The sequence below is a fragment of the Alphaproteobacteria bacterium genome, assembly GCA_017308135.1.
Taxonomy (GTDB): domain Bacteria; phylum Pseudomonadota; class Alphaproteobacteria; order CACIAM-22H2; family CACIAM-22H2; genus Tagaea.
Genome location: JAFKFM010000010.1, coordinates 36923 through 59338, shown reverse-complemented (window position 1 = coordinate 59338; position 22416 = coordinate 36923). Strand labels below are relative to the sequence as shown.

The 22416-nt window shown below is 63.3% G+C and carries 20 protein-coding genes; 16 read left to right on the top strand and 4 right to left on the bottom strand.

Annotated features, from left to right (window positions below):
* Positions 1–305: 305 nt before the first annotated feature.
* Both J0H39_17175 and J0H39_17170 read left to right on the top strand, forming a co-directional pair.
* Positions 306–1178 (top strand): universal stress protein, encoded by an 873-nt coding sequence (locus J0H39_17175; GenBank protein ID MBN9498487.1) that lies wholly within the window; start codon positions 306–308, stop codon positions 1176–1178.
* Complete coding sequence (locus tag J0H39_17170) at positions 1175–2035, top strand: universal stress protein (protein ID MBN9498486.1); 861 nt, start codon at positions 1175–1177, stop codon at positions 2033–2035. Before J0H39_17175 ends, J0H39_17170 begins: the two co-directional genes overlap by 4 nt.
* A 37-nt stretch (positions 2036–2072) precedes the next feature.
* Here the strand turns inward: J0H39_17170 and J0H39_17165 are convergent, their stop codons facing one another.
* The 4 genes from J0H39_17165 to hutG all read right to left on the bottom strand — a co-directional run bounded on the left by J0H39_17165 (position 2073) and on the right by hutG (position 6574).
* Positions 2073–3701 carry a Na/Pi cotransporter family protein gene (locus J0H39_17165; GenBank protein ID MBN9498485.1) on the bottom strand — a complete coding sequence of 543 codons (1629 nt, stop codon included), beginning with the start codon at positions 3699–3701 and terminating at the stop codon, positions 2073–2075.
* A 229-nt stretch (positions 3702–3930) separates the two neighbouring features.
* A complete protein-coding gene (locus J0H39_17160; protein MBN9498484.1) occupies positions 3931–4611 on the bottom strand; it encodes a DUF502 domain-containing protein in 681 nt (226 codons plus the stop codon).
* 566 nt (positions 4612–5177) lie between these two features.
* The gene (locus tag J0H39_17155; protein ID MBN9498483.1) at positions 5178–5756 is read right to left on the bottom strand and encodes a UbiX family flavin prenyltransferase; all 579 of its coding nucleotides are present in this window, start codon (positions 5754–5756) and stop codon (positions 5178–5180) included.
* A 14-nt stretch (positions 5757–5770) separates the two neighbouring features.
* A complete protein-coding gene (gene hutG / locus J0H39_17150; GenBank protein ID MBN9498482.1) occupies positions 5771–6574 on the bottom strand; it encodes an N-formylglutamate deformylase in 804 nt (267 codons plus the stop codon).
* Between the two features lie 152 nt (positions 6575–6726).
* On the opposite strand from hutG, the gene hisC reads away from it, so the two are divergent.
* The 14 genes from hisC to J0H39_17080 all read left to right on the top strand — a co-directional run bounded on the left by hisC (position 6727) and on the right by J0H39_17080 (position 22380).
* Positions 6727–7836: a histidinol-phosphate transaminase gene (hisC, locus tag J0H39_17145; GenBank protein ID MBN9498481.1), complete on the top strand. Its 1110-nt coding sequence runs from the start codon at positions 6727–6729 to the stop codon at positions 7834–7836.
* 38 nt (positions 7837–7874) lie between these two features.
* Entirely contained in the window at positions 7875–8894 is a 1020-nt protein-coding gene (locus J0H39_17140) for an extracellular solute-binding protein (protein ID MBN9498480.1), read from the top strand.
* A 93-nt stretch (positions 8895–8987) separates the two neighbouring features.
* Positions 8988–10061 carry an ABC transporter ATP-binding protein gene (locus J0H39_17135; GenBank protein ID MBN9498479.1) on the top strand — a complete coding sequence of 358 codons (1074 nt, stop codon included), beginning with the start codon at positions 8988–8990 and terminating at the stop codon, positions 10059–10061.
* Positions 10058–10951 (top strand): ABC transporter permease, encoded by an 894-nt coding sequence (locus J0H39_17130; GenBank protein ID MBN9498478.1) that lies wholly within the window; start codon positions 10058–10060, stop codon positions 10949–10951. The genes J0H39_17135 and J0H39_17130 overlap by 4 nt, the downstream gene beginning before the upstream one ends.
* A gap of 2 nt (positions 10952–10953) precedes the next feature.
* Complete coding sequence (locus J0H39_17125) at positions 10954–11757, top strand: ABC transporter permease (GenBank protein MBN9498477.1); 804 nt, start codon at positions 10954–10956, stop codon at positions 11755–11757.
* 21 nt (positions 11758–11778) lie between these two features.
* Positions 11779–13104 (top strand): UbiD family decarboxylase, encoded by a 1326-nt coding sequence (locus tag J0H39_17120; GenBank protein MBN9498476.1) that lies wholly within the window; start codon positions 11779–11781, stop codon positions 13102–13104.
* Between the two features lie 12 nt (positions 13105–13116).
* Positions 13117–14325: a M20/M25/M40 family metallo-hydrolase gene (locus J0H39_17115; protein MBN9498475.1), complete on the top strand. Its 1209-nt coding sequence runs from the start codon at positions 13117–13119 to the stop codon at positions 14323–14325.
* Complete coding sequence (gene hutU, locus J0H39_17110; protein MBN9498474.1) at positions 14322–15980, top strand: urocanate hydratase; 1659 nt, start codon at positions 14322–14324, stop codon at positions 15978–15980. Before J0H39_17115 ends, hutU begins: the two co-directional genes overlap by 4 nt.
* Positions 15981–15984: 4 nt before the next feature.
* Positions 15985–16308, top strand: a complete 324-nt coding sequence (locus tag J0H39_17105; GenBank protein ID MBN9498473.1) for a UxaA family hydrolase — start codon at positions 15985–15987, stop codon at positions 16306–16308.
* A complete protein-coding gene (locus tag J0H39_17100) occupies positions 16305–17495 on the top strand; it encodes a UxaA family hydrolase (protein MBN9498472.1) in 1191 nt (396 codons plus the stop codon). The genes J0H39_17105 and J0H39_17100 overlap by 4 nt, the downstream gene beginning before the upstream one ends.
* Positions 17496–17511: 16 nt before the next feature.
* Positions 17512–18345, top strand: a complete 834-nt coding sequence (gene hutC / locus J0H39_17095; protein MBN9498471.1) for a histidine utilization repressor — start codon at positions 17512–17514, stop codon at positions 18343–18345.
* The gene (hutH, locus tag J0H39_17090; GenBank protein ID MBN9498470.1) at positions 18342–19868 is read left to right on the top strand and encodes a histidine ammonia-lyase; all 1527 of its coding nucleotides are present in this window, start codon (positions 18342–18344) and stop codon (positions 19866–19868) included. Before hutC ends, hutH begins: the two co-directional genes overlap by 4 nt.
* 2 nt (positions 19869–19870) lie before the next feature.
* Positions 19871–21160: a hypothetical protein gene (locus J0H39_17085; GenBank protein ID MBN9498469.1), complete on the top strand. Its 1290-nt coding sequence runs from the start codon at positions 19871–19873 to the stop codon at positions 21158–21160.
* On the top strand, positions 21157–22380 hold the full coding sequence (locus J0H39_17080; GenBank protein ID MBN9498468.1) for an imidazolonepropionase: 1224 nt from the start codon (positions 21157–21159) through the stop codon (positions 22378–22380). The genes J0H39_17085 and J0H39_17080 overlap by 4 nt, the downstream gene beginning before the upstream one ends.
* Positions 22381–22416 lie beyond the last annotated feature (36 nt).

Sequence of the window (22416 nt, the reverse complement as noted above, 5' to 3'; positions counted from 1 at the left end):
CCCATATCTCGGATGGTGTTTGCGTAGTTGCGCCGCAAACGCCGTCCCGAGGTTTAGTTGGCGAAAATGCCCTGTTTTCTGGCTGCAAGGGCTTTCGATACGGATGTCAAATGACCGATTTGAGCTTGTCATATCGATATTTTTCTACATCACGAAGACGGGAAACTCTTTAACCGCCACCTCACTGCGAATTGGCGTTGACCGTCAACGTAGACGAACAAGCGTCGCATTCATTGACCTGCATCAAGTACGGCACTTGTAACTTGTGATCGAATACGCACTTCACTGAAGCGGGTGATCAACGCATGAAGCGACTGGCACTAGCGACGGATTTCTCGGAACGCTCCGATCGAGCGTTGCGGCGCGCCGTACTTCTCTCGCGGCGTAGCGGCGCCGTGATCGATCTAGTCCACGTGATCGACGACGATCGTCCCCGCCGCATTGTCGAGCAAGAGAAGCACGAGGCGTGGCTGCTGCTGACGGAACTCGCCGGGTCGTTGAAAAGCGTCGATGGCGTCGCCTCGACGATTCGCATCGAACTCGCCGATCCGTTCGCGGGGATTTTGAAGTCGGTGGACGATCCGGCCCCCGACATGCTCGTCATCGGTCCGCATCGGCGTCAAATTCTACGCGATGCGTTCACCGGCACGACGGCCGAACGCACGATACGCGCGGCCACGTGCCCGGTCCTGATGGCGAACGGCCCGCCCTTCGGGGATTACGGCCATGTCATGCTGACGACCGATCTCTCCGAGGGCTCGCGCAAAGCACTCAAACGGCTCGTCCGGCTGGATTACTATTTCAGTGGCCGGCGATCCATACTGAACGTGTTCGATGCACCGGCCTTGCGGCTGGCGATGTCGTCGTTCGTCGCGGAACGCGACCGCGAAGACTATCTTGATGGGCTGCGCGCCGACGCACGGCGCGATCTAGTTGTTTTCGCGACTGAGATCGGCGCCGCCAGCGCCGAGTGCCTCGTCCGCCACGAAGCGGCGGCGCCCGCCGTGGAAATTCTAGAGGAAGCCGTCGCGCGTCGAGCCGATCTCCTTGTCGTATCCACGCAAAGCCGCACGACATTGGCGCGGGCCGTACTGGGAAGCGTCGCGGAACGGGTACTCGCTTCGGCGTCGATCGACGTCCTCGTATTGCCGCCGCCGGAACGGGAGACTGAAGAATGAAGAACACGGAAATCGGCGAGCGCGGCGCAGAGCCGTACAGGCTCCAGCGTATTCTCGTCGCCGTCGATCTCGGCGTTTGCATGGATCGGGCTGCGGATCGAGCGCTAATGCTTGCCGCGCAAGGCGCCGCCGTCCATTTCGTACATGTTGCCGAACCCTCGGCGCCCGCCGATGGGGTCGCGATCGGCCGGCTCTGGGAGGCCATGACGCGGCTGACCACCGAAATCATAGAAAATACTCCGGCCGGACGGATCGTCGTGACGGGCGAAGTTCTTCAGGGCGCGATCGACGACACAGTCGTCCGTGCCGCAGGCACGATGGGCGCCGAGATTGTCGTCGTCGGCAGCCCGCGCGACATGACTTTGATGGGTATGATTCGCGGTACCGTCATCGATAACATTATCCGGAGAGCGAATTGCCCGATTCTCGTCGTCAAGGCGCGCGCGCGGCGCCCTTACGCGAAGATCGTGGCCGCCGTCGATTTGGAAGGGTCGTCGCGCAAGGCGCTGACCTTCGCGCTGAAGGCATTTCCCGACGCGGCGATCGAAGTCGTCCATATCGACGAAGGCGGAGATGCTGCCGATGAGGCGGCGCTCCGGCGTCGGCTCGAGCAATTAACCGCCGAATGCGTTGCCGATACCGGACGGGCCGCGGCCTATGGGCACGGGCTCCGTTCCATCCGTGTCGCGCAAGGTCGAGCAGCCGGGATTCTGCTTGAAGAGCTTCCACGCATGTCGCCGGATCTCGTCGTTCTTGGAACGCATGGGCGGATCGGTATCGATAGCCTCGTGTTCGGAAGCGTCGCGGAAACGCTGACCGCGCTTCTCGCGCAGGATACGATCGTCGTGCGCGCTTGAACGGTCGCCGGGCGATGGGCGCCGGAAGCGCACGGAATTACACGCGCCTGTCCCCGGCTACGCCCATCGCCGCGCGAGCGGCGGCCAGCCGGTTGTGCGCCTTCCACGCCAACCGCGCCGCCTCCCGGTACGACCGCGCGCGATCAAGCATCTGGTCGAATTCTTGGACATCCATAACGCCGGCGGCCGTCGCCGACAGAAGCGTCGTTTTCAACGCTTCGTAAGCGCCCTCCACCTCGCCGGTCGCGGCCCGTATCCGCGCCGTATCGCCGCCGCTCTCGACGGTCAAAGCGAGGCAGCCGCGCGTCGCCTTCTCGATAAGCTCGACGCCGCCGGCGAGCGGAGAACCGGCGGCGATCGACGGCGGCATCGCTGGCAACGCGATCCCGGCGAGCGCGTCGGTGTGCTGACTGGCGCGTAAAACATGCGGCAGCGCGCGGGCCATATCGGCGGGAAGCGGCGACTTGCCGAGGCGAATCAGAAACGTCCGGATTGCGACGCCAAGGCTTCGAACCGCCGCGGGCCCCTTCAACTTGCCGCCTTCGCTTTCGCGTCGATGCGCATCGCCGGTGGCAAGAACGGCTGCAGCCGCAGCGGCCAAATGCCGTTCGCTTTCGCGGATCAAACCGCCCGCCGCGAGCGCCGGCACGGCCTCGAGGCCGGCGTCCAAGAATTTAGGCCGTGCAACGGCCTCATCGCCGCTCGCGAACATCCGCGCGAGCCAGCGGACGAGCAGGCCGCCTACGGGCAGCATCAAGACAACGCCGAGAACGTTGAAGACGGTATGAAACACGGCCAGCGTCGCTGCCGGCGCGTTCGCCGAAGTTACGACATCGACGAGAAATGCCGAGACCGCGACGAGTTGCGGCAGGATCGTTAGCGAGACCGCCGCCGTCGCAACATTGAAGATGATATGCGCCGCCGCCACGCGCCGAGCAGCCGATGTCGCGCCAAGACCCGCGAAGAATGCGGTCGACGTCGTGCCGATATTTGTGCCCACGACGACCGCCGCGAGCGCTTCGATACCGAGACCGCCGCCAGCGCTGGCGGCGAGCGTCACCGCGAGCGCGGCACTGGACGATTGCATCAGCACAGTCAGGGCGGTGCCGACGGCGACGAGCATCGCCGTTTTGGTGATTCCGCCCTCCGCCGGCAAGCCCAGCACCAGCGTGTCGGCGGCGTGCGCGAAGCCGTTCTGAAGAAAGGATATGCCAAGGAAGAACAGCCCGAATCCCGTGATCGCGCCGCCGCCGCCGGTGATCCTTTCCCGGCCGCCCGCCGCAATGCGCAAGGCCATGCCCAAACCGATCATTGGCAAAGCAAGCGCCGCGACATCGACCTTTACTCCGATCGACGCGACGATCCAGCCGGTCATCGTCGTGCCCACGTTGGTGCCGAACACCAGCCATACCGCCTGTGTCAAGCCGAGCAGTCCGGCGTTGACGAGCCCGATCGCGGCGACCGTCACCGCGCTGGACGATTGAACCAAAGCCGTAATCAGGAAGCCGGCCGCCAAACTATGCGGCACCGTCCGCGTGGCTCGCGCCAGCCAGTCGCGTAGCGCACCGCCTGCGGCCGCCTTGAGTCCCTCGGTCATCATCGACATGCCGAGCAGAAACAGCCCAATTCCGCCCAGCGCGGACGCGATCGTGTCGGTCGGCGGCATAGCGTCGAACCTCGCAATTCCAAAGTCGCATCTTGGCCACGGTTTCCGAGAACGTCGCCGGCATCGACTATATCGCGCCTCGCGCTGCGCGACTCGTCATGGGTCAATCGGATGCGTCTGCGTTCATCGTAGGTACGAAAAATTTCGGCGAAAACCCCAAGTCGATCTTGCCGTTTCCGGCGCGAACGCCCGATGGCGTTGCTGCCGCACTTTAAAAATGCATGGTGGGTTAGCCGCGTGGCGGTGGGTGGCTGTATGCGATCCGATCCGGCGCACTGGAGCCACCAGTCACGATGAAGGCCATCGCCTCGTCGAATGTCCAGTCGATGAATACCAGATTCTCGATTGGCACAATCTCGACATAACCCGAAGTCGGATTCGGCGCCGTCGGCACATAAACAGCTGCCAATTGGGTACCCGAATTCGCATCGACAAGCGTCTTCGTCACAAACCCGACTACTTTCATATCGCGCGACGGAAATTCGATTAACACCACACGGCGCGCGCCGTCTTGCGTACCACCGGCGATGGTCAAGAAGCGTTGGGTCGCGTGATATACCTTATCTACAAAGGGAATGAGCCCAATCAGGCGTTCGAAAATTCCGATTAAGCGCCGCCCGATGACGCGGCTCGCCACCCAGCCGAGCAGCCACAATCCCAATAAAACAACGCCAACGGCAACAAACGATTGGAACGTCTCATTCTGCAATAACTGGGCTGTGCCTGGACTTTCCGGAGCGATTCCGCGCGCAATCGTCGCGACCCAAGGCTTCCCGACCCTCGATAACTGCGCAAAAAGAAAATCGAGAATAATCCAGGTAACCGTCAGTGGCGCAACGGTGAGAATACCAATGAGAATGTAACGACCGGCAGATCTTACGTCTGCCGTGGGGGACGTTGAATCGTTCATGCGAACCGATGAGGCTGTTGAGTTTCGGAAAGAATGATAGTTTTACGCCATCGACAAGCTGATTTTATCTTTGCGATCGTCGCTGTCGGCGCCGCGATCGCGACGAGTTGCGGTGCCCATAACGCGCTTGGCTTGCTTAACGCTTCAGACGCGGCTCGTGAGGGAGGCTCCGCTTGGTCTGGGGCGTCATGCGAGACGCTGTTGCATATGCCGTCGAACAGCGAATGCGCCTTTGTTCATAATATTCGCAAGCCACCTTTTCCATCTGAAGCTATCTTTTGGAATGAGCGTGCACCACGCGTCCACGGCCGTCGAAAAACGCCGAAGCCCGCCGCTGATTTCCCAGGGCGGGCTTCTTCGTCTCTTGCGAGTGGTCGGAGCGGCGGGATTCGAATCCCGAGCGGCATCGCCGCGAGCCCAGTCCCCCAGACCGTATAGAATTCAATTGTTTCAATATTGTTTTCCACAATATCGAAGCATTTTGAGGCCTTTTGTGGAAACTGACGCAGCGGAGCGTCAGCTTCTCAATTCAAACGTCCGGATGTGGAATCGCCCACGAAGCCATCCTACGAGCACGACGATCCCGAGTCTTTCCAACGCTTCACGATCCCGCTCTCGACGCCGAAAAGATCGAGCGCACGGCCGACCGTGTGATCGACGATATCGTCGAGAGTCTGCGGCCGATTGTAGAAGGCCGGCACGGGCGGCAAGACAACGGCGCCGATCTCCGTCGCCTGCGTCATCGCGCGCAAATGCCCCAGATGCAGCGGCGCCTCGCGCGCCAGCAAAACCACGCGGCGGCGCTCCTTGAGTTGCACGTCGGCCGCGCGCGTCAACAGACCGCCGGTGTTGCCGTAGGCGATTTCGGACAGCGAACGCATCGAACACGGCGCCACGATCATGCCGAGCGTGCGGAACGATCCCGAGGAGATCGCCGCACCAAGATCGGCCGCCGAATGCACGACATCCGCCATTTCGCAGACGTCCTTCAAGGAGTGGTCGGTTTCGCAGGCGATCGTCTGCGCCGCCGTTTTGGTGACGACGAGGTGCGTTTCCAATCCTGCGGCGCGCGCCACCTGCAGCAAGCGAATGCCGTAGATCGCGCCCGATGCGCCAGAAATGCCGACGATCAACCGTTGCGTCATCGCACCCTTTCCTATTACGCGCGTTGCGCGCGCGCCCAATCGCGGGCGGCACGCAAACAGGCGGCGATATAGGCGCGCGCTTTGGCGGCGCGGCCCGGATCGAGTTTATATGGCGCCTGCTCCACCATATAGGTCCGCCATGTCATTTCCAGTTGAATGGCATGAACTCGCGCCGCCGGCTTGCCGTAGGTCCGCGTGATGTAGCCGCCGATAAAACGATCGTCCCAAACGGCGCCGAAAGCGTCTTCCGAGTTCGCGGCGCTGGACACCGCCGCGACGAGCGACGCGCTTGCCGCTTGGCCTTTGGCGGTGCCAAAATTCATATCGCTCAGCACGCCGTCGAAGAAACGCGGCACGACGCTGCGGATCGAATGCCCATCCCACAACACTACCGCGCCGTATTTCGCCGTCAGGCGATCGAGTTCGTCGCGCAGCAGCGTATGATAGGGCCGCCAATAGCGCGCGACGCGCCGCGCGATCGCGTCCGCATCCGGGACATGGCCCGGCGCATAGATCGGCTGGTGCGCGAATGTCGTGGTCGGCACGAGCTCCGTCACACTCTTTCCCGGATAAAGCGAAACGTCGTCGGGCGCGCGATTGAGATCAACGACATAGCGCGAATGCGTTGCCGTCAACAATCCGATGCCGAGCGCCGGCGCGACATCGTAAAGCGCATCCACGAACCAATCCGTATCCTCGACTCGCAGCGCCGCCGGTGTCATCGTGGATGCGATTTCTGCGGGAATATGCGTGCCCGCATGCGGCACGCTCACCAAAACCGGCGCGTCGCCGGACGTGAATTTATAGAGCGGTTCCATCGATCCCAACCATATACCCTATACTAGTATATAACACTCATTGACGACGGCGGGAATATCTGACCTAATTGCCCTCGACATACATAAGCAGGGCAGTGCGGCACGTGACCTCGATCACAAAAAATGCCGACGACGGAACAGGAGCGCGCGCGCTGTATCGCGAGGCGGTCACGACCCTCGTGCCGTATAATGCCGGCTTGGGGGTGGAGGAAATCCGCCGCCTCTATGCGCCGCCGCGCATCGCCAAGCTCGGTAGCAACGAGAATCCGTATGGCCCCAGCCCGCGCGTGCGCGCCGCTTTGGCGGAAGCGGCTTCGCTCGAACATTATCCCGATCCGAATTGCCGGGATCTGCGTGAAGATATCGCGCGCTCGCTGGGCGTCGCCACCGATCGCCTGATCTTCGGCAACGGATCGGAAGACATTCTCGCCTTCGCCTGCCGCTGCTTCATCAATCCGGGCGACGAGGTCGTACTTTCCTCCCCCACCTTCTCCGTCTATCGAGATAACGCGATCGTGATGGGGGCGACGGTCATCGACGTACCGCGCAAGGCCGATCTTTCGCTCGACGCCGCCGCAACGATCGCCGCCCTGACGGCGCGCACGAAGCTCCTGTTTTTGTGCAATCCGAACAATCCGACCGGCAACGCCATTCCGGCGGCGGAATTCGAAGCCATCTGCGCCGCCGCCCATCCAGACACGGTAATCGTCGCCGACGAGGCCTATTACGAATACGCGCGCGGCGGCGACTACCCCGAGAGCATTCCGATGCTCGACCGGATGGGCAAACGCTATCTTGCCCTGCGGACTTTCTCGAAGGCCTATGGACTTGCGGGGCTGCGCGTCGGCTATGGCGTCGCGTCCGAATCCGCTTTCGCGCGGCATCTCGATCTCGTACGCACGGCGTTCAACGTCAATCGCCTCGCCCAAATCGCCGCGCGTGCCGCGTGGTCCGATCAAGCGGCGGTCGCCAAATCCGTTTCCGCCACGCTCGCGGAGCGCGATCGCGTCGCCCGCGCGCTGACGGCGATGGGCCACGAACCGGCGCCAAGCCGGGCGAATTTCCTGTTCTTCGATGCCAAGCGTCCGGCCGCCGCCATGGCCCAAGCGCTGCTTCGCCACGGGGTGATCGTCAAACCGTGGGGCGGGAATTTCGCGACATGGCTACGCGTCAGCATCGGCCATGCGGAAGATAACGACCAGTTTCTCGCGGCGTTCGAAAACGCCGCGCGCGCCACGGCCCCGTCCGATACCGCCGCGTGAATTAAACCGACCACCCGATCAGGCAAGGAGGAAGGAAAATGCGCATACAGGGAAGCCTTTCCGTCGCCTTCGCAGCAGCTTTCGCGTGCCAGATGTCCGGTACCGCCGCCGCGCAGACGACGATCACCATGAACGCCACGGAACTCGGCCCCATGAAGGCCGTGTTCGAGCCGCATCTGCCGAAATTCGAACGCGAGAACAACGTGCGCGTCAACATCGTCGCGGGGCTCGGCGCGCCGACGGTGACGATGGCACGCAACAAGGAGGTCGATGTTCTGATCACCGACCCGGTCTACTCCTATCAAATGCAGAAGGAGAAGCTGCTGGTTCCGCTCGACAAGTCGAAGATCCCCAACATGGCGGATCTTTACCCCGTCGCGGCGATGGATCCCTATCAGGTCGGCTTGTTCTACGGCAGTTTCGGCGTTTGCTACCTGCCCGGCCGCACGGGTCCGATCGAGAACTGGTCCGATCTGTGGCGCAATGATCTCAAAGGCCGCGTCAGCATCCGCAGCTATCGCGTCGATTCGATCAGCCTGCTGGTGACGATGGCCAAGTTGAACGGCGGCGACGAACGCAAGCCCGATGCCGGGTTCAAGAAGATGGCCGAGCTGGCACCCAGCGTCGCCAAATACTACGAGAATTGGGGCGATCTCTCGACGCTGTTCCGCACCGGCCAGGTCTGGGCCTCGACCTGCACCAATGGCCGCGCCAACTGGCTCGCGACCGACCAGAACCTGCCGGTCAAGTTCGTCAATCCGAAGCCGGGCGGGTTCGCGTTGATCGGCACGCTGCAAGTCGTCGCCGGGCGTCCCAACACGGAATTGTCGATGAAGCTCGTCAACTTCCTGCTGAGCCCCGAGATCGCGGCAAACCTCGCCAAGATCATGAACTACGGCACGGCCAATTCGAAAGCCGTGCTCGAGCCCGAAATTGCCGCGCGCGTGCCGCACGGCAAGGATGCGATCGAAAGCCTGATCAACGTCGATTGGGAATATATCGACGCCAATAACCGCGCCTGGGAAGAGCGCTGGAACAAGGAAGTCGCCTTCCGCTGAAGCGCCACCTCGCGATCGCGGCCGGCGCGTTCCCCATGATGCGCCGGCCGTGAGCCTTCCCCGATACGCTTTTGCAGTCACTGGATCATCCCGATGTCCGACTCCTTCGTCTCCGTCCGCAATCTCGAGAAACGATACGGCCCCGTCCGTGTCCTGAAAGGCGTGTCGCTCGACATCAAGCGCAACCAGTTCGTATCGCTTCTCGGGCATAGCGGCTGCGGCAAGACGACGACATTGCGTATCGTTCTGGGATTTCTGAAGGCCGATAGCGGCTCGATCCATATCGACGGCCAGGACATGACCAATGTCTCGCCGCGCCATCGCGGCATCGGCATGGTGTTCCAAAGCTACGCGCTGTGGCCGCATATGAGTGTGTTCGAGAACGTCGCGTTCGGCTTGCGCGTGCGCAAACTACCGGAAGCGGAGATCGCCACACGCGTCACCTCCGCCATCGAACGTTTGCATCTCGGCGGCCTTGCCCAGCGTACACCACGCGAATTGTCCGGCGGCCAGCAGCAGCGCGTGGCGCTCGCCCGCGCGCTGGTCATCAATCCCCCGCTATTGTTGCTCGACGAACCGCTCAGCAATCTGGATCGTCAGCTGCGCGAAGACATGCGCTTGGAGTTGAAGCATCTTCAGCGCAGCATCGCCCAAACGACCATCTACGTCACCCACGACCAGGACGAGGCGCTATCGCTGTCCGATCAGGTCGTCGTCATGAATCTCGGCCAGATCGAGCAACACGGCTCGCCGCACGAAATTTACTTCGAGCCGCGCACCGAGTTCGTCGCACGCTTCATCGGCAAGGCGACGTTCCTGGACGTGGGGCTCGACGGTGCGGGCGCCGACGGAACCGCGTGGCTGCGCACGACAGACGGCATGGAAGTCAGCGTGCCGAAGCTGCGCCGCATCGAGGCTTTCGCGCGCGGCGACCGCGCCCTTCTGGCCGTCCGGCCGGAAGAAGTGGTCCTCGCTTCGTCCGGCGAAGCCGGCGCGATGCGGGCGCGTATCGTGGAGTTTCTGTTCCTGGGCAATGTCTATCGCTACCAACTGATGCTCGACAATGGCGGCGACGTATTCTTCGACAGCCGCACCCCGCTGGGTGGCGGCGAGTTCGTTCATGTCCGCTTCGATGGCGGCTGCCTTGTCCCCAAGGCGGTGCAATGACCGCCCCCACCCCGATTATCGCCGCACCGCCCCGGCGCTTTTTGCCGGCGATCAGGCCGCATTGGCTGCTGCTTCTGCCGTCCGCGCTTATCCTGATCGGACTGTTCGGCTTTCCGCTCGCGTGGCTCGCCCAGTTCAGCGTCACGCCCCCCGGACAGCAGCCGGTCTTCCTCGGCCCCATGAGCGCGGAGAATTACACGCGTTTCCTGGGCGACGTCTTCTATCTCGAGCGCATCCTGTGGACGACGGTACGCGTATCGCTGCTGTCCTGCCTTCTCGCCGTGTTGATCGGGTATCCGCTCGCCTTTTTCGTGGCGCAGACGCGCAATCAGAAGTTCAAGGCGGCGCTCATCGCGGCGATCGTCTGCCCGCTCTGGCTCAACACCGTCATCCGCGTTTTCGGCATCATGTTGCTGCTGTTCGACAACGGACCGGTCGTGGGATTGGCGCAGTATATCGGCCTGCCCGCCTTGCAACTTCTCTATAACGAGACGGGGGTCGTCATCGGTCTCACCTATCTCGCCATTCCCTTCTTCGTCATCGCGATGATCGGTGTGATCGAGCAGATCGACCAACGCCAAGTCGAAGCCGCCTATTCCCTGGGCGCGAGCGGCCCCTACGTCTTCCGCCGTGTGATCTTTCCGGCGACCCTGCCGGGCGTGCTCAGCGGTTTCGTGCTGATCTTCTGCATTTCGATCGCATCCTTCGCCATTCCGCAGCTTCTGGGCGGCGGCAAAGTGCCCATGCTGGGCATGTTGATCTATCGGACCGCCAACGTCTCCGGCAACGTCGCCTTCGCGTCGGCGATGAGCTTCATCCTGCTCGGCGCGACGCTGATCTCCCTCGCCGTCGTGACGCTGGCGCTCAACCGCGCCGCCGGAGGACGCTAACCATGTACGCCGATTCCGGCTTCCGCAGCCCCGCCCGCATCGCACTCGCCATCTTCGGCCTGTTCTGGATCGCGGTGATGATCGCACCGATCGTCGTGATCGTCGCGTCGTCGTTCAATCCCCGGCATATCGTCTTCCCGCCGGAAGGCTTCACGCTGGATTGGTACAAGCGCGCTTTCGCCGCCGACAATTTCGTCCGCGCGTTCTTTCTCAGCATCCAGATCGGCATCGTCGCGGCCGCCGTGTCGGCCGGCGTGGCGCTGTGCGCCGCCATGGCGATCGTGCGCTACCCCTTCCGCGGCAAAGGTGTCGTCACGCAGTTTTTGATGTCGCCGCTGCTGATCCCCACGGTCGTCATCGGCCTTGCGATCTATCAGGCGGCGATCACGGTTGGTATTGGCCGCTCGTTCCTGGCGCTGACCATCGGGCACATCATCATCACGCTGCCCTTCCCATTGCGCACCATCATGGCCAATCTTCAGAACACCGATCCGTCGCTGGAGGAAGCGGCGATCATGCTGGGCGAGCACCCGGTGCGCGCCTTCTTCAAGATCACCTTCCCCCAAGTGCGCATGGGCGTGGCGGGCGGCGCGCTGCTCAGCTTCATCGTGTCCTGGAACAATTATCCGCTGTCGATCTTCCTTTCGACGCCGGAATTCGCGCCGCTGCCGGTCGAAATCTTCTTTTATCTGCAATGGCAATTCGAACCGCTGATCGCCGCGGTTTCGACCATCACCATCCTGTTTTCGATCCTGCTGATCTTCGCCGTGGAGCGGATGGTCGGCCTGTCGGCGTTCACGAGATAAGGCTCAAAAAGGAAAGTCGCGATGCGCGAGTTTATGAAATCCCTCCAATCCCAAGGCCAGCTTCTGAAGGTGGAGCGCGAGGTGCAGGCCAAGCACCAGCTCGCCGCAATCACGGACCTCGTGCAGAAGAAGCACGACAAGCCGCTGCTGTTTGAAAAGGTCACGGGCTCGCGCTTTCCGGTTTTGACGTCGATCTACAGCAATCGTACGCGGCTGGCGCAGATCCTGGGCATCAAGCCGACGGATTTCTGCCGCAAATGGCATCAACTCACCACGCTCGGCACCAAGCTGAAGGAGCCGCCGATCCGCCAGGTGCCGCTGCCCAAGGATTTGGAGGACGTGAAGGTCAGCGATCTGCCGCTCATCACCTATTCCGAGCGCGACGCGGGCCCCTATTTCACCTCGGCGATCTTCCTGGCCGAGGAGCCGGAAACCAAGGTGCGCAACCTGTCCTTCCATCGCTCGATGTATGTGAGCGACGAGGAACTGCGCGTACGCCTCGCCCCGCGCCATCATTTGACGATGTATCACGAGAAGGCGGAGAAGATGGGCAAGCCGCTGGAAGCGGCGATGTTGATCGGCCCGCCGCCCCAATTGTTCCTGACGGCGGCCACGCCGCTGCCTTACGACGCCGACGAGGTCGAGGTTGCCGCCCAATTGCGCGGCAAGCCGATCGAGATGCGCCCCTGCAAGCATATCGATCTGAAAGTTCCCGCGAGTACCGAGATCGTGATCGAAGGCCGCTTCCTGCCCAACGAACGCCGCCCCGAAGGCCCGTTCGGCGAGTTCATGGGTTATTACGTGCCGGTCGACAACAACGCGGTGTTCGAAGTGCTGGGCGTGACCGCCCGGCCGAACGCGGTGTTCCACAGCATCCTGTGCGGCTCGCCCGAGGAAGTGCTGACGCTGGAAATCACCATCGCGGCGAACATCTTCCAGCGCATCAACGCGATCCTGCCCGGCATCATCGACGTCATCTGCCTGCCCTTCGCCTTCCATGCGGTGGTGCAGATCCGTCAGCAATACGAAGGCCACGCGCGCCAAGTGCTGCAGGCGGTGCTGGGGGCGGAGCCGACCTGGGCGAAATACGTCACGGTCGTCGACGAAGACGTCGATCTTTACGATTTCAACGACGTTTTCTGGGCGATCTTGACCCGTGCGCGTCCCGATCGCGACACGATCATCGTGCCGGAAACGCCGACCTTCTATCGCGATCCGCACAAGGACCATTGGGGCCGCATGGGCATCGACGCTTGCGTGCCCTTTGCGCGCCGCGCGGAGTTCGAGCGCAAGCGGCTGGTCGGCGCCGACGAGATCAATCTCGAACAATGGCTGTCGCAGGCCTAAGCGGAGAACGTCATGGACAAGCAAACGATCGCCAAACATGTCGCCGATCACGTCGAGAAGAACCGCGACGCCATGGTCGAGTTCCTGCGCCAGGTCGTCTCGGTGCCGTCGATCTGGGGCGACGTACCGCAGCTCGCGCGCATGGCGAACGTGCTTCACGACAAACTTGCGGCGTCGGGTGTGCGCGCTTCGCTACCCGATTCCGGAACGCCCGGCGCCCCCAACGTGCTTGGCCGCGTCGGCGACCCATCGAGTGGGCGGCGCATGTTGCTCTGCGGCCATTTCGACGTCTATCCGCCCTCGCGTTCATGGAGCTTCGATCCGTTCAGCGTGCCAGTGCGTGACGGCAAGGTTTACGGTCCCGGCTCGACCGACATGAAGGGCGGCACGACGGCGATGATCGTCGCTGCGACCGTGCTGGCCGAGCTTGGCTTGCCCAAGGGCGGCGAAATCGTCGTGCTGGGCGTGCCCAACCATTTCGAAGGCGGCGAGGGCACGCGCCGTTATCTCGACGCCGGGGAGAAGCACGAGGCGGGTATCGTCTGCGAACCCACCGATCTCGATATCTGCTCGTCCCAGCGCGGCATTCTCTACATGACCGTCCATATCAAGGGCGTGTCGGCGCATTCGACGGCCGCGCATATGGGCGTCAACGCGATCGAGAAGATCGTGCCGCTGATCGCCGAGTTGAAGAAGGATTCCTTCACAAAGCCCGGCCATGACAGCTACGGACCGGAGAAGATCGTCAACGTCTCGATGGTCAAGGGCGGCTTGCGCCGCTGCCTGATCCCCGAGACCTGCGACGTGACCGTGGATGTGCGCTTCAGCCCGTCGGCGAGTGCGGCCTCGGTTTTGGCCGACGTCCAGGCGATCCTCGACAAACTGCACGCGGCCGATCCGGCCTTCAACGCGACGGTGGAGCCGGAGGAAACCTGTATCCGCAATCCGCGTAGCGCCATGGATTGGGTGCGCCATCCGATCGTCGACGCGGTCAGCGCATCCCACGCCGCCTTCGCGGGCAAGGAAGCCGCGCGCGCCTGCCATCCCGCCTGGCCCGATACGCCGGTGATGATCGAAGCGGGTATTCCGTCGATCACCTACGGGCCGGGTTCGAAGTTCTGCTACTGGGACGACGAATACGTCTCGATCGAGGAATATCTTCAAGCCATCCGCGTCTACGCGACCACGGCGGCGACCTGGTTCGAGGAAAGCCGTCGATGACCGATCTAATCAACGAACCGATCGAGCTGGGCCGTGGGCCCGAATTGCGCTGCAAGGGTTGGCGGCAGGAAGGCCTGCTGCGCATGCTCGAAAACACGCTGACCAACGGCGAGAAACCGCAGCAGCTGATCGTCTATGGCGGGTCGGGGCGCGTAGCGCGCGACTGGAATTGCTATCGCCGGATCGTCGAGACGCTGAAGAACCTCGCCGACGACGAAACGCTGCTGATCCAGTCGGGCAAGCCGGTCGCGGTTTTCCGCACCGCGTCGACTGCACCGCGCGTCATCACGGCGAACACCAATCTCGTTGGCAAATGGGCGACTTGGGAGCACTACCGCGAGCTTGAGCGGCGCGGCCTGATGATGTACGGCCAATACACCGCCGGCACCTGGGCCTATATCGGCACGCAAGGCATTCTGCAGGGCACTTACGAAACCTTCGCCGCCTGCGGCAAGCGCTTCGGCGCGCAAGGGCTGAAAGGCAAAATTCTCGTCACCGCCGGGTTGGGCGGCATGGGCGGAGCGCAGCCGCTGGCCGTCAAGATGGCGGGCGGCGTGTGCATCGCGATTGAGATCGACCCCGCGCGCATCGATCGACGCATCGCCACCGGCTATTGCGACGTGAAAACTGGGTCGCTCGAAGAAGCCAAACGTCTGGCGGAAGACGCGGCCGCACGCGGTGAAACGCTGGGGATCGGCGTCGTCGGCCACGCGGCCACGTCGCTCGAAACATTGTTGAAGCTCGGCCTCGTCCCCGCCGCCGTCACCGACCAGACCTCGGCGCATGATCCGCTCAACGGCTATATCCCCGACGGCTACGATGTCGCTGCTGCGATCGAATTCCGCAATCGTGATCCCAAGGCGTATATCACCGCCAGCATGGCAGCGATGGGCCGGCATATGCGGGCACTGTTGGCCTTCAAGGCGAAAGGCGCCACGATTTTCGAATACGGCAACAATTTGCGCGGCCACGCCAAGGAAGCGGGCGTGGACGATGCCTTCGACATGCAAGGCTTCGTGCCGCTTTATATCCGCGACAGTTTCAGCGCCGGGCGCGGGCCCTTCCGTTGGGTCTGCCTGTCGGGCGATCCCGACGATCTGAAAGCGACCGATGCCGCCGCGCGCGCCGCCTTCCCGGCCGACGAACAGCTCAATACCTGGTTCGATATCGCCGAAACCCGTGTGCCGATCCAGGGCCTGCCGTCGCGCACCTGCTGGCTGGGCTTGGGCGAACGCGACAAGTTCGGCCTGATCCTCAATGACATGGTGCGGACCGGCAAGTTGAAGGGCCCGGTTGCGATGTCGCGCGACCATCTGGACACCGGATCGGTCGCCCAGCCCACGCGCGAAACCGAAGGCATGCTCGACGGCAGCGACGCCGTTGCCGATTGGCCGCTGCTCAACGCGCTTGCCAATGTCGCCAATGGCGCCGATCTCGTGACGATCCATCAAGGCGGGGGCAGCGGCATGGGCGGCTCGATCTCCGCCGGCATGACGATCGTCGCCGACGGCAGCGATTCCGCCGCAGACCGCATCTCGCGCTGCCTCTACGCCGATCCGGCGATCGGCGTGGTGCGCCACGCCGATGCGGGTTATCCGATCGCACGCGAAACCGCGCGCCGCGCCGGGCTGCGCACGCCGATGCTGAACGGGTGATTCGATGGGCGTTGCCGACGATCCGCGATTGATCGCGTTATCCCCGCGCGACAATGTTTGCGTCGCCTGCGCCGATCTGGCGGCGGGCGAAAGGCTGATCGTCGACGGCGCGCCGCTGGGTCTCGATGCGAACGTGTCGCTGGGCCACAAGATCGCGCGCCACGACATCGCGGCGGGCGCCGACATCGTCAAATACGGTGCCCGCATCGGCATCGCCACGCGCGCGATCGGCCGCGGCCAACATGTTCATGTCCACAACATGAAAAGCGGCTATCTGCCGACCTATACGCTGGATGCCGCGCACCGCTATCTGGGGAGGACGGAATGATCGGCTATTTGCGTCCCGACGGCCGTAAAGGCGTGCGCGATACGATCCTCGTCGTCTATCTGGTCGAATGCGCGCATTTCGTCGCGCGGGAGATCGCGTCGGCCTTCGCACCCCAGAAGGTGCAGGTGATCGGTTTCCCCGGCTGCTACCCCAACGACTACGCCTTCGCGATGATGCGCGCTTTGTGCACCCATGCGAATGTGGGCGCGGTTGCGCTGGTCTCGCTCGGCTGCGAAGGCTTCGATCGCGGCGAACTCGGATCGGCGATCGCCGCATCGGGCCGACCGACCACGACGTTGACGATCCAAGAAACCGGCGGCACGAGGCGAACGATCGAGACGGGGCGGCGCTGGGTCGCCGCGACGCTCGAGTCGCTCAAAGCCACACCCCGAGTCCCCCTCGCCTGGGCCGACTTGATCGTCGGAACGATTTGCGGCGGGTCCGACGGAACCAGCGGAATCACGGCGAATCCAGCGATCGGCCGTTGCTTCGACACGCTTGTCCGCGACGGTGCGGCGTGTATTTTTACCGAAGCGGGAGAACTCGTCGGTTGCGAGGATTTCATGGCGTCACGCTCGCCTGATCCGGCCGTGGCCGACGAGGTTTATCGCTGCCTGTCGAAGGCGGCGACCTACGATCACGCAATGGGACATGGCAGCTTCGCGCCGGGCAACGCCGAAGGCGGCCTGACGACGCAGGAGGAGAAATCGATGGGCGCCTACGCGAAATCGGGCGATTCCGCGATCATGGGCGTGCTGCGCCCGTGCGAACGTCCGGCGCGTGGTGGGCTGTTCCTGGTCGACGATATCCCCGAAGGCGCGCCCGTTTTCGGTTATCCCAACGTCAACGACAACGCCAAGCTCGCCGAACTGATTGCCTGCGGCGCGCAGATCCTGCTGTTCTCCACCGGGCGCGGCTCGGTCGTCGGTTCGGCCATCGCGCCGGTCGTGAAGATCTGCGCCAATCCCGACACGTTCGAACGGCTGGGTGACGATATGGATATCAACGCCGGCGCCATTCTATCCGGTGCCACGACGCTCGATCAGGTCGGCGCGCAGATCCGCGACGCGATCACGGATATCTGCCGGGGTGCGGAAACGAAATCGGAAGCGCTCGGCCACCAGGAATTCATCCTTTCCTACAAAACTTACGGCGCGCTGGGCCCTTCCTGTCTGGCGCGGACATGATCGACACGAGGCGATAATGAACGAGTACGACGACGCGATGCCCGCCTACGAACAGGTGAAGCGCTTCATCACCGACCATATCCAATCCGGCAAATGGGAAGCCGGGCGGCGTGTGCCGTCGGAGATCGAGCTCGTCGAGCAGCTTGGCGTCTCAAAAATGACCGTCAACCGCGCGATGCGCGAATTGACCGCGGCCGGAATCATCGTGCGCCGGCAAGGCGTCGGCTCCTTCGTGTCGAAGACGAAGCCCCAATCCGCCCTGCTCGAGATGCGCGATATCGCCGAGGAAATTGAGGCGCGCGGCAATCGGCACAGCGCCGAGATGAAGGTGCTGGAAACGATCACGCTGGAAAAATCCGATGCCGAAGCCATCGGAATGCGCCCGGGCCTGCGCGTGTTCCACTCGCTGATCGTCCATCGCGAGAACGACACGCCCGTCCAGCTCGAGGAACGGTGGATTGATCCCGCGGTGTTCCCGAATTATATCAGCGTCGATTTCTCCAAAGTGACGCCCTACCGCTATCTGCGCGGCAGCGTCGAGGCGACGGAGATCGAGCATATCATCCACGCGATTTTGCCGAACCCGCAGGCGCGCGAACTTCTGGAAGTGCCCGACGGCGAGCCGTGCCTGCTGCTGTTCCGGCGCACATGGGCCGGCGATACGCTGGCGACCAGCAGCCAATTCCTGTTCCCGGGTTCGAGCTACGCGCTCGGCAGCCGCTATCGCCTCGACAGTCTGGGTCAGCGCCCCAATTCCCTGCCCTTGTCGAGCCGAATCGCCGACGATGCGGCGTCGCAGGCCTTCGCCGGTCCCCGCCCCACCGGCGGCAAAAAACGGCGCGGCGCATGATCCAAACGCTTCAACTTTCCGCCGGTGCAGTACCGATCGCGACATTGCGCGCGATCGCCCAAGCGCCCTGCGCGCTCCAATTCGCCGATAATGATTGGGAACGCATCGCCGGATCGGCCGACGCGCTGACCCGCCGCTTGGGCGAAGGCAAGCCGATCTACGGCGTCAACACCGGCTTCGGAAAATTCTCCCAAAAGCGTATCGACGACGCGAGCCTGGATGAACTGCAGCTCAATCTCGTGCTGTCGCATTGCACGGGATCCGGGCCGCTGCTGGATGATTCCGTCATGCGCCTCGTTCTGGCGTTGAAGGCGATCGGCCTCGCGCGCGGCCATTCGGCGGTACGCGCGAACATCGTGCACGCGCTGCTCGCCCTGCTCGCTGCCCAAGCCTATCCTTGCGTGCCCGCGAAAGGTTCGGTGGGCGCCTCGGGCGATCTCACGCCGCTCGCGCATATGTCGGCCGTATTGATCGGGCGCGGCACGGCGCGCGTCGGCGGAACGACTGTTGGCGGCGACGCCGCACTGGCCGCCGCCGGGGTCGCGCCGTTGCGCCTGGGCCCAAAGGAAGGGCTCGCCCTTCTCAACGGCACGCAAGTTACCACCGCGCTGGCCCTTTCCGGACTGTTCGCCGCCGAGAATGTATTCGCCGCCGCCATTGTCACCGGCATGTTGTCGCTGGAAGCGTGCAAGGGCATTTCCACGCCCTTCGATCCACGCATCCACGCGGCGCGCGGCCATCGCGGGCAGATGGATGTCGCCGCCGCCTATCGCCGCTTGCTCGACGGCAGCGGTATTTGGGCATCGCATCGCAACGAGCATCGCGTACAGGATCCGTATTCACTGCGCTGTCAGCCGCAGGTGATGGGGGCGTGCCTCGACCTTATCCGTAATGCCGCCGCGACCTTGACGATCGAAGCCAACGCCGTATCCGACAATCCGATCGTATTCGCCGATACGGGCGAGATTCTGTCCGGCGGCAATTTCCACGCCGAACCGGTCGGCTTCGCCGCCGATACGCTGGCGCTGGCGATCGCGGAGATCGGCGGCATGTCCGAACGGCGAACCGCCCTGCTGATGGACAGCACGTTGAGCGGCCTGCCCGCATTCCTGACCGACAATCCCGGCCTTAATTCGGGCTTCATGGTCGCGCAAATCTCGGCCGCCGCTTTGGCGTCGGAGAATAAATGCTTGTCGCATCCCGGAACGGTCGACAGCATTCCGACCGCCGCGGGCCAGGAGGACCACGTCTCGATGGCGACCTACGCGGCGCGGCGTTTGGGTGAAATGGCATCGAACGCGGCGGGGATCGTGGCCATCGAGTTGCTGGCCGCGTGCCAGGGGCTCGATTATCTCGCCCCGCTGAAGACCTCGCCCGTTCTGCTGAAGGCCCATGAAGCCGTGCGCGCGAAAGTGCCGCATCTCGATCGCGATCGGGAATTCGCGCCCGATATCGCCGCCGCGACGCGATTGATCGAGAGCGGATTTTTCCGCGATCTCGTGCCCGAATTGACGCTGGGCTAGACATGCTCGCGGCAAGTCCGACTTCCGAAGCGCGCGCGCTGGCAAAAAGCGGGAATATTACGGACGCCGAACGCGCGATCGCGCGGTTGGTCGCGGAGAATTTCGCGATCGGCGTGCGCGACGCCAAATTGAACTACGACTGGACCAGCCTCAATTCGCTGAACGGCCGGGTGCGCACCGACGACGGCGAGTTCTTCTTCAAACTCCATCAGGAGGAAGGCGAGGAAGAAACGGTTGCCGAGTATTACCGGGGCGAATTGCTGAAGCGCCACGGCTACGAGGTCGATGTGCCGGTTCGCATCTGCCGCGATCCCGGACGCCAAATCTTGCTCTATCGCATCCGGCACGAGAAAACGCTCGCCGCCTCGTTGCTGGCGATCGAGCGCGGAGAAGCCGGCGCGCCGGACCCGGCCCTGTTGATCGCGGCGCAACGCGAATTCGACACGCGGGTCGCGGAAATCTATCTGCGCACGTTGCACACCGCCGACCCCGCCAAAGTCGCCGACGAACCGATCCATCGCCTGTTCCACGCGCGGCTGTGCGAGCCCGAAGCGCCAACGCTTATCGGCGGGCGCGTGCGCCGCTTCCACGAAGGGCGCAGCGTCCAGATCGCGGGTGCAAGCGTTCCTTGGCGGAATCTCGCCGCCGCGCGCTGGATCATCAACGGCGTGGAATATGCCGATACGCTGGATGGCGTGTTCGCCCGGGCCTTGCGCCTGCTTGAGCCGCGCCGCTTGGCGCGGTTCGGCGGCGTTGTCGCGCATGGCGACGCGCATAACGCGAATGTTTGGGTCGAACGCGAAGGCGATGCCGCGCGGCTGGTAATGTTCGATCCCGCATTCGCGGGCACGGAAATTCCCGCTTTGCTGGCCGAGGTAAAGGCGACCGTCCACAACATCTTTGCTCATCCGTTTTGGCTTTATCACCCCGCCGAGGCGAGCGGCCGTTTCGGTGTCGGCGCACGCTACGGCGACAGCAAGATCGTGATCGAGCATGATTGGCGCCTGGATGGGATGCGGGCGGCTTTTCTGGATTCGAAACGCGACTTGCTGTGGCGCCCGCTTTTGAAGGCGATGAAGGCGCAAGGACTGCTACCCGACGATTGGCGCGAGACTTTGCGTGCCGCCCTATTTGCTTGCCCCACGCTGGTCCTGAATCTGCTGGGCGACACGGCCAATCCGCGCCCAGCCGATGTGGTTCTGCTCTCTTTCGCGTTATCGCTGGCGATGGGCAGCGCGCCGCTCCAGGGCCGCGACATCTTCGCCGATTTCCTCGACGGGATCGCACCATGACCGCGCAATGGGATCTGCTCTATACGAATTGCCGTGCGGCGACGATGGCGCCGGGCGTGCCCTACGGCCTGATTGACGACGCTGCGATCGCCGTCGCGGACGGCAAGATCGCCTATATCGGCCCCCGCGCGGCCTTACCCGCCGGAATAGCGGCCCTCGCGCGCGATCTAGGCGGGGTTTGCGTCACACCGGGATTGATCGACTGTCACACCCATTTGGTCTTCGGCGGCGATCGCGCCGACGAATTCGAACTGCGCTTGACCGGCACAACCTATCAGGAAATCCAACGCGCGGGCGGCGGCATTCGCGCCACGGTCCGCAAGACGCGCGCCGCCGACGAAGACAATTTGTTCGCCGCCGCGTTATGGCGCGTGCGGCGCCTGATGACCGAAGGCGTTACGACCATCGAGATCAAGTCGGGTTACGGTCTCGATCTCGACAGCGAGGCGCGCATGCTGCGCGTCGCACGCCGCCTGGGCCGTGAATTGCCGGTGACGATCAAGACGACGGCGTTGTGCGCGCATACCGTGCCGCCCGAATTCGCCGGCAAAGCCGACGATTACGTCGCCGAGATCGCGGATCGGATGTTGCCCGCCCTCGCGCGCGAAGGCCTGGTCGATGCGGTCGACGGGTTCTGCGACAGTATCGGCTTCACCCATGCGCAAACCGCACGCGTTTTCGACGCGGCCCGCGCGCTAGGTTTACCCGTGAAGCTGCATGCCGATCAGGTTTCCGCTTTCGGCGGCGCGGAGGTCGCGGCGCGCTACGGCGCGCTGTCCGCCGAACATCTCGAATACGCCTCCGAAACCGGGATCGCCGCAATGGCCGAAGCCGGTACCGTCGCGGTCATTCTGCCCGGCGCCTATTACTATCTGCGCGAAACGACCAAGCCGCCGATCGATCTGTTCCGCAAGCACGGCGTCGCGATGGCGGTTTCGACCGATTTCAATCCCGGCTCCAGCCCGCTTGCCTCGCTACTGACCGCAATGAACATGGCATGCACCTTCTTCATGATGACGCCCGAGGAGACGCTCGCCGGCGTCACGCGGCACGCGGCGGCGGCCTTGGGCATGGCGCAGACGCATGGCACACTCGAAACCGGGAAGGCCGCCGATCTCGTCGTTTGGCCGACCGCCAATCCCGGCGAACTCAGCTACTGGGTCGGCGCATTGACGCCCGCGCGTATTGTTCAGAACGGGAAAGAACGCGAGCCTGATTAATCGGCTTCTATATGCCAATGCCCAAAGCTGGTTACC

What these genes read in the sequence shown, in the direction of transcription:
- J0H39_17160 (MBN9498484.1), bottom strand. Translation starts at nt 4,611, where the DNA reads ATGAACGATTCAACGTCCCCCACGGCAGACGTAAGATCTGCCGGTCGT.
- J0H39_17175 (MBN9498487.1), top strand. Translation starts at nt 306, where the DNA reads ATGAAGCGACTGGCACTAGCGACGGATTTCTCGGAACGCTCCGATCGA.
- J0H39_17080 (MBN9498468.1), top strand. Translation starts at nt 21,157, where the DNA reads ATGACCGCGCAATGGGATCTGCTCTATACGAATTGCCGTGCGGCGACG.
- J0H39_17170 (MBN9498486.1), top strand. Translation starts at nt 1,175, where the DNA reads ATGAAGAACACGGAAATCGGCGAGCGCGGCGCAGAGCCGTACAGGCTC.
- J0H39_17165 (MBN9498485.1), bottom strand. Translation starts at nt 3,701, where the DNA reads ATGCCGCCGACCGACACGATCGCGTCCGCGCTGGGCGGAATTGGGCTG.
- J0H39_17125 (MBN9498477.1), top strand. Translation starts at nt 10,954, where the DNA reads ATGTACGCCGATTCCGGCTTCCGCAGCCCCGCCCGCATCGCACTCGCC.
- J0H39_17135 (MBN9498479.1), top strand. Translation starts at nt 8,988, where the DNA reads ATGTCCGACTCCTTCGTCTCCGTCCGCAATCTCGAGAAACGATACGGC.
- J0H39_17115 (MBN9498475.1), top strand. Translation starts at nt 13,117, where the DNA reads ATGGACAAGCAAACGATCGCCAAACATGTCGCCGATCACGTCGAGAAG.
- hutC (MBN9498471.1), top strand. Translation starts at nt 17,512, where the DNA reads ATGAACGAGTACGACGACGCGATGCCCGCCTACGAACAGGTGAAGCGC.
- J0H39_17155 (MBN9498483.1), bottom strand. Translation starts at nt 5,756, where the DNA reads ATGACGCAACGGTTGATCGTCGGCATTTCTGGCGCATCGGGCGCGATC.
- J0H39_17120 (MBN9498476.1), top strand. Translation starts at nt 11,779, where the DNA reads ATGCGCGAGTTTATGAAATCCCTCCAATCCCAAGGCCAGCTTCTGAAG.
- J0H39_17130 (MBN9498478.1), top strand. Translation starts at nt 10,058, where the DNA reads ATGACCGCCCCCACCCCGATTATCGCCGCACCGCCCCGGCGCTTTTTG.
- hutG (MBN9498482.1), bottom strand. Translation starts at nt 6,574, where the DNA reads ATGGAACCGCTCTATAAATTCACGTCCGGCGACGCGCCGGTTTTGGTG.
- J0H39_17085 (MBN9498469.1), top strand. Translation starts at nt 19,871, where the DNA reads ATGCTCGCGGCAAGTCCGACTTCCGAAGCGCGCGCGCTGGCAAAAAGC.
- hutU (MBN9498474.1), top strand. Translation starts at nt 14,322, where the DNA reads ATGACCGATCTAATCAACGAACCGATCGAGCTGGGCCGTGGGCCCGAA.
- J0H39_17105 (MBN9498473.1), top strand. Translation starts at nt 15,985, where the DNA reads ATGGGCGTTGCCGACGATCCGCGATTGATCGCGTTATCCCCGCGCGAC.
- J0H39_17100 (MBN9498472.1), top strand. Translation starts at nt 16,305, where the DNA reads ATGATCGGCTATTTGCGTCCCGACGGCCGTAAAGGCGTGCGCGATACG.
- hutH (MBN9498470.1), top strand. Translation starts at nt 18,342, where the DNA reads ATGATCCAAACGCTTCAACTTTCCGCCGGTGCAGTACCGATCGCGACA.
- J0H39_17140 (MBN9498480.1), top strand. Translation starts at nt 7,875, where the DNA reads ATGCGCATACAGGGAAGCCTTTCCGTCGCCTTCGCAGCAGCTTTCGCG.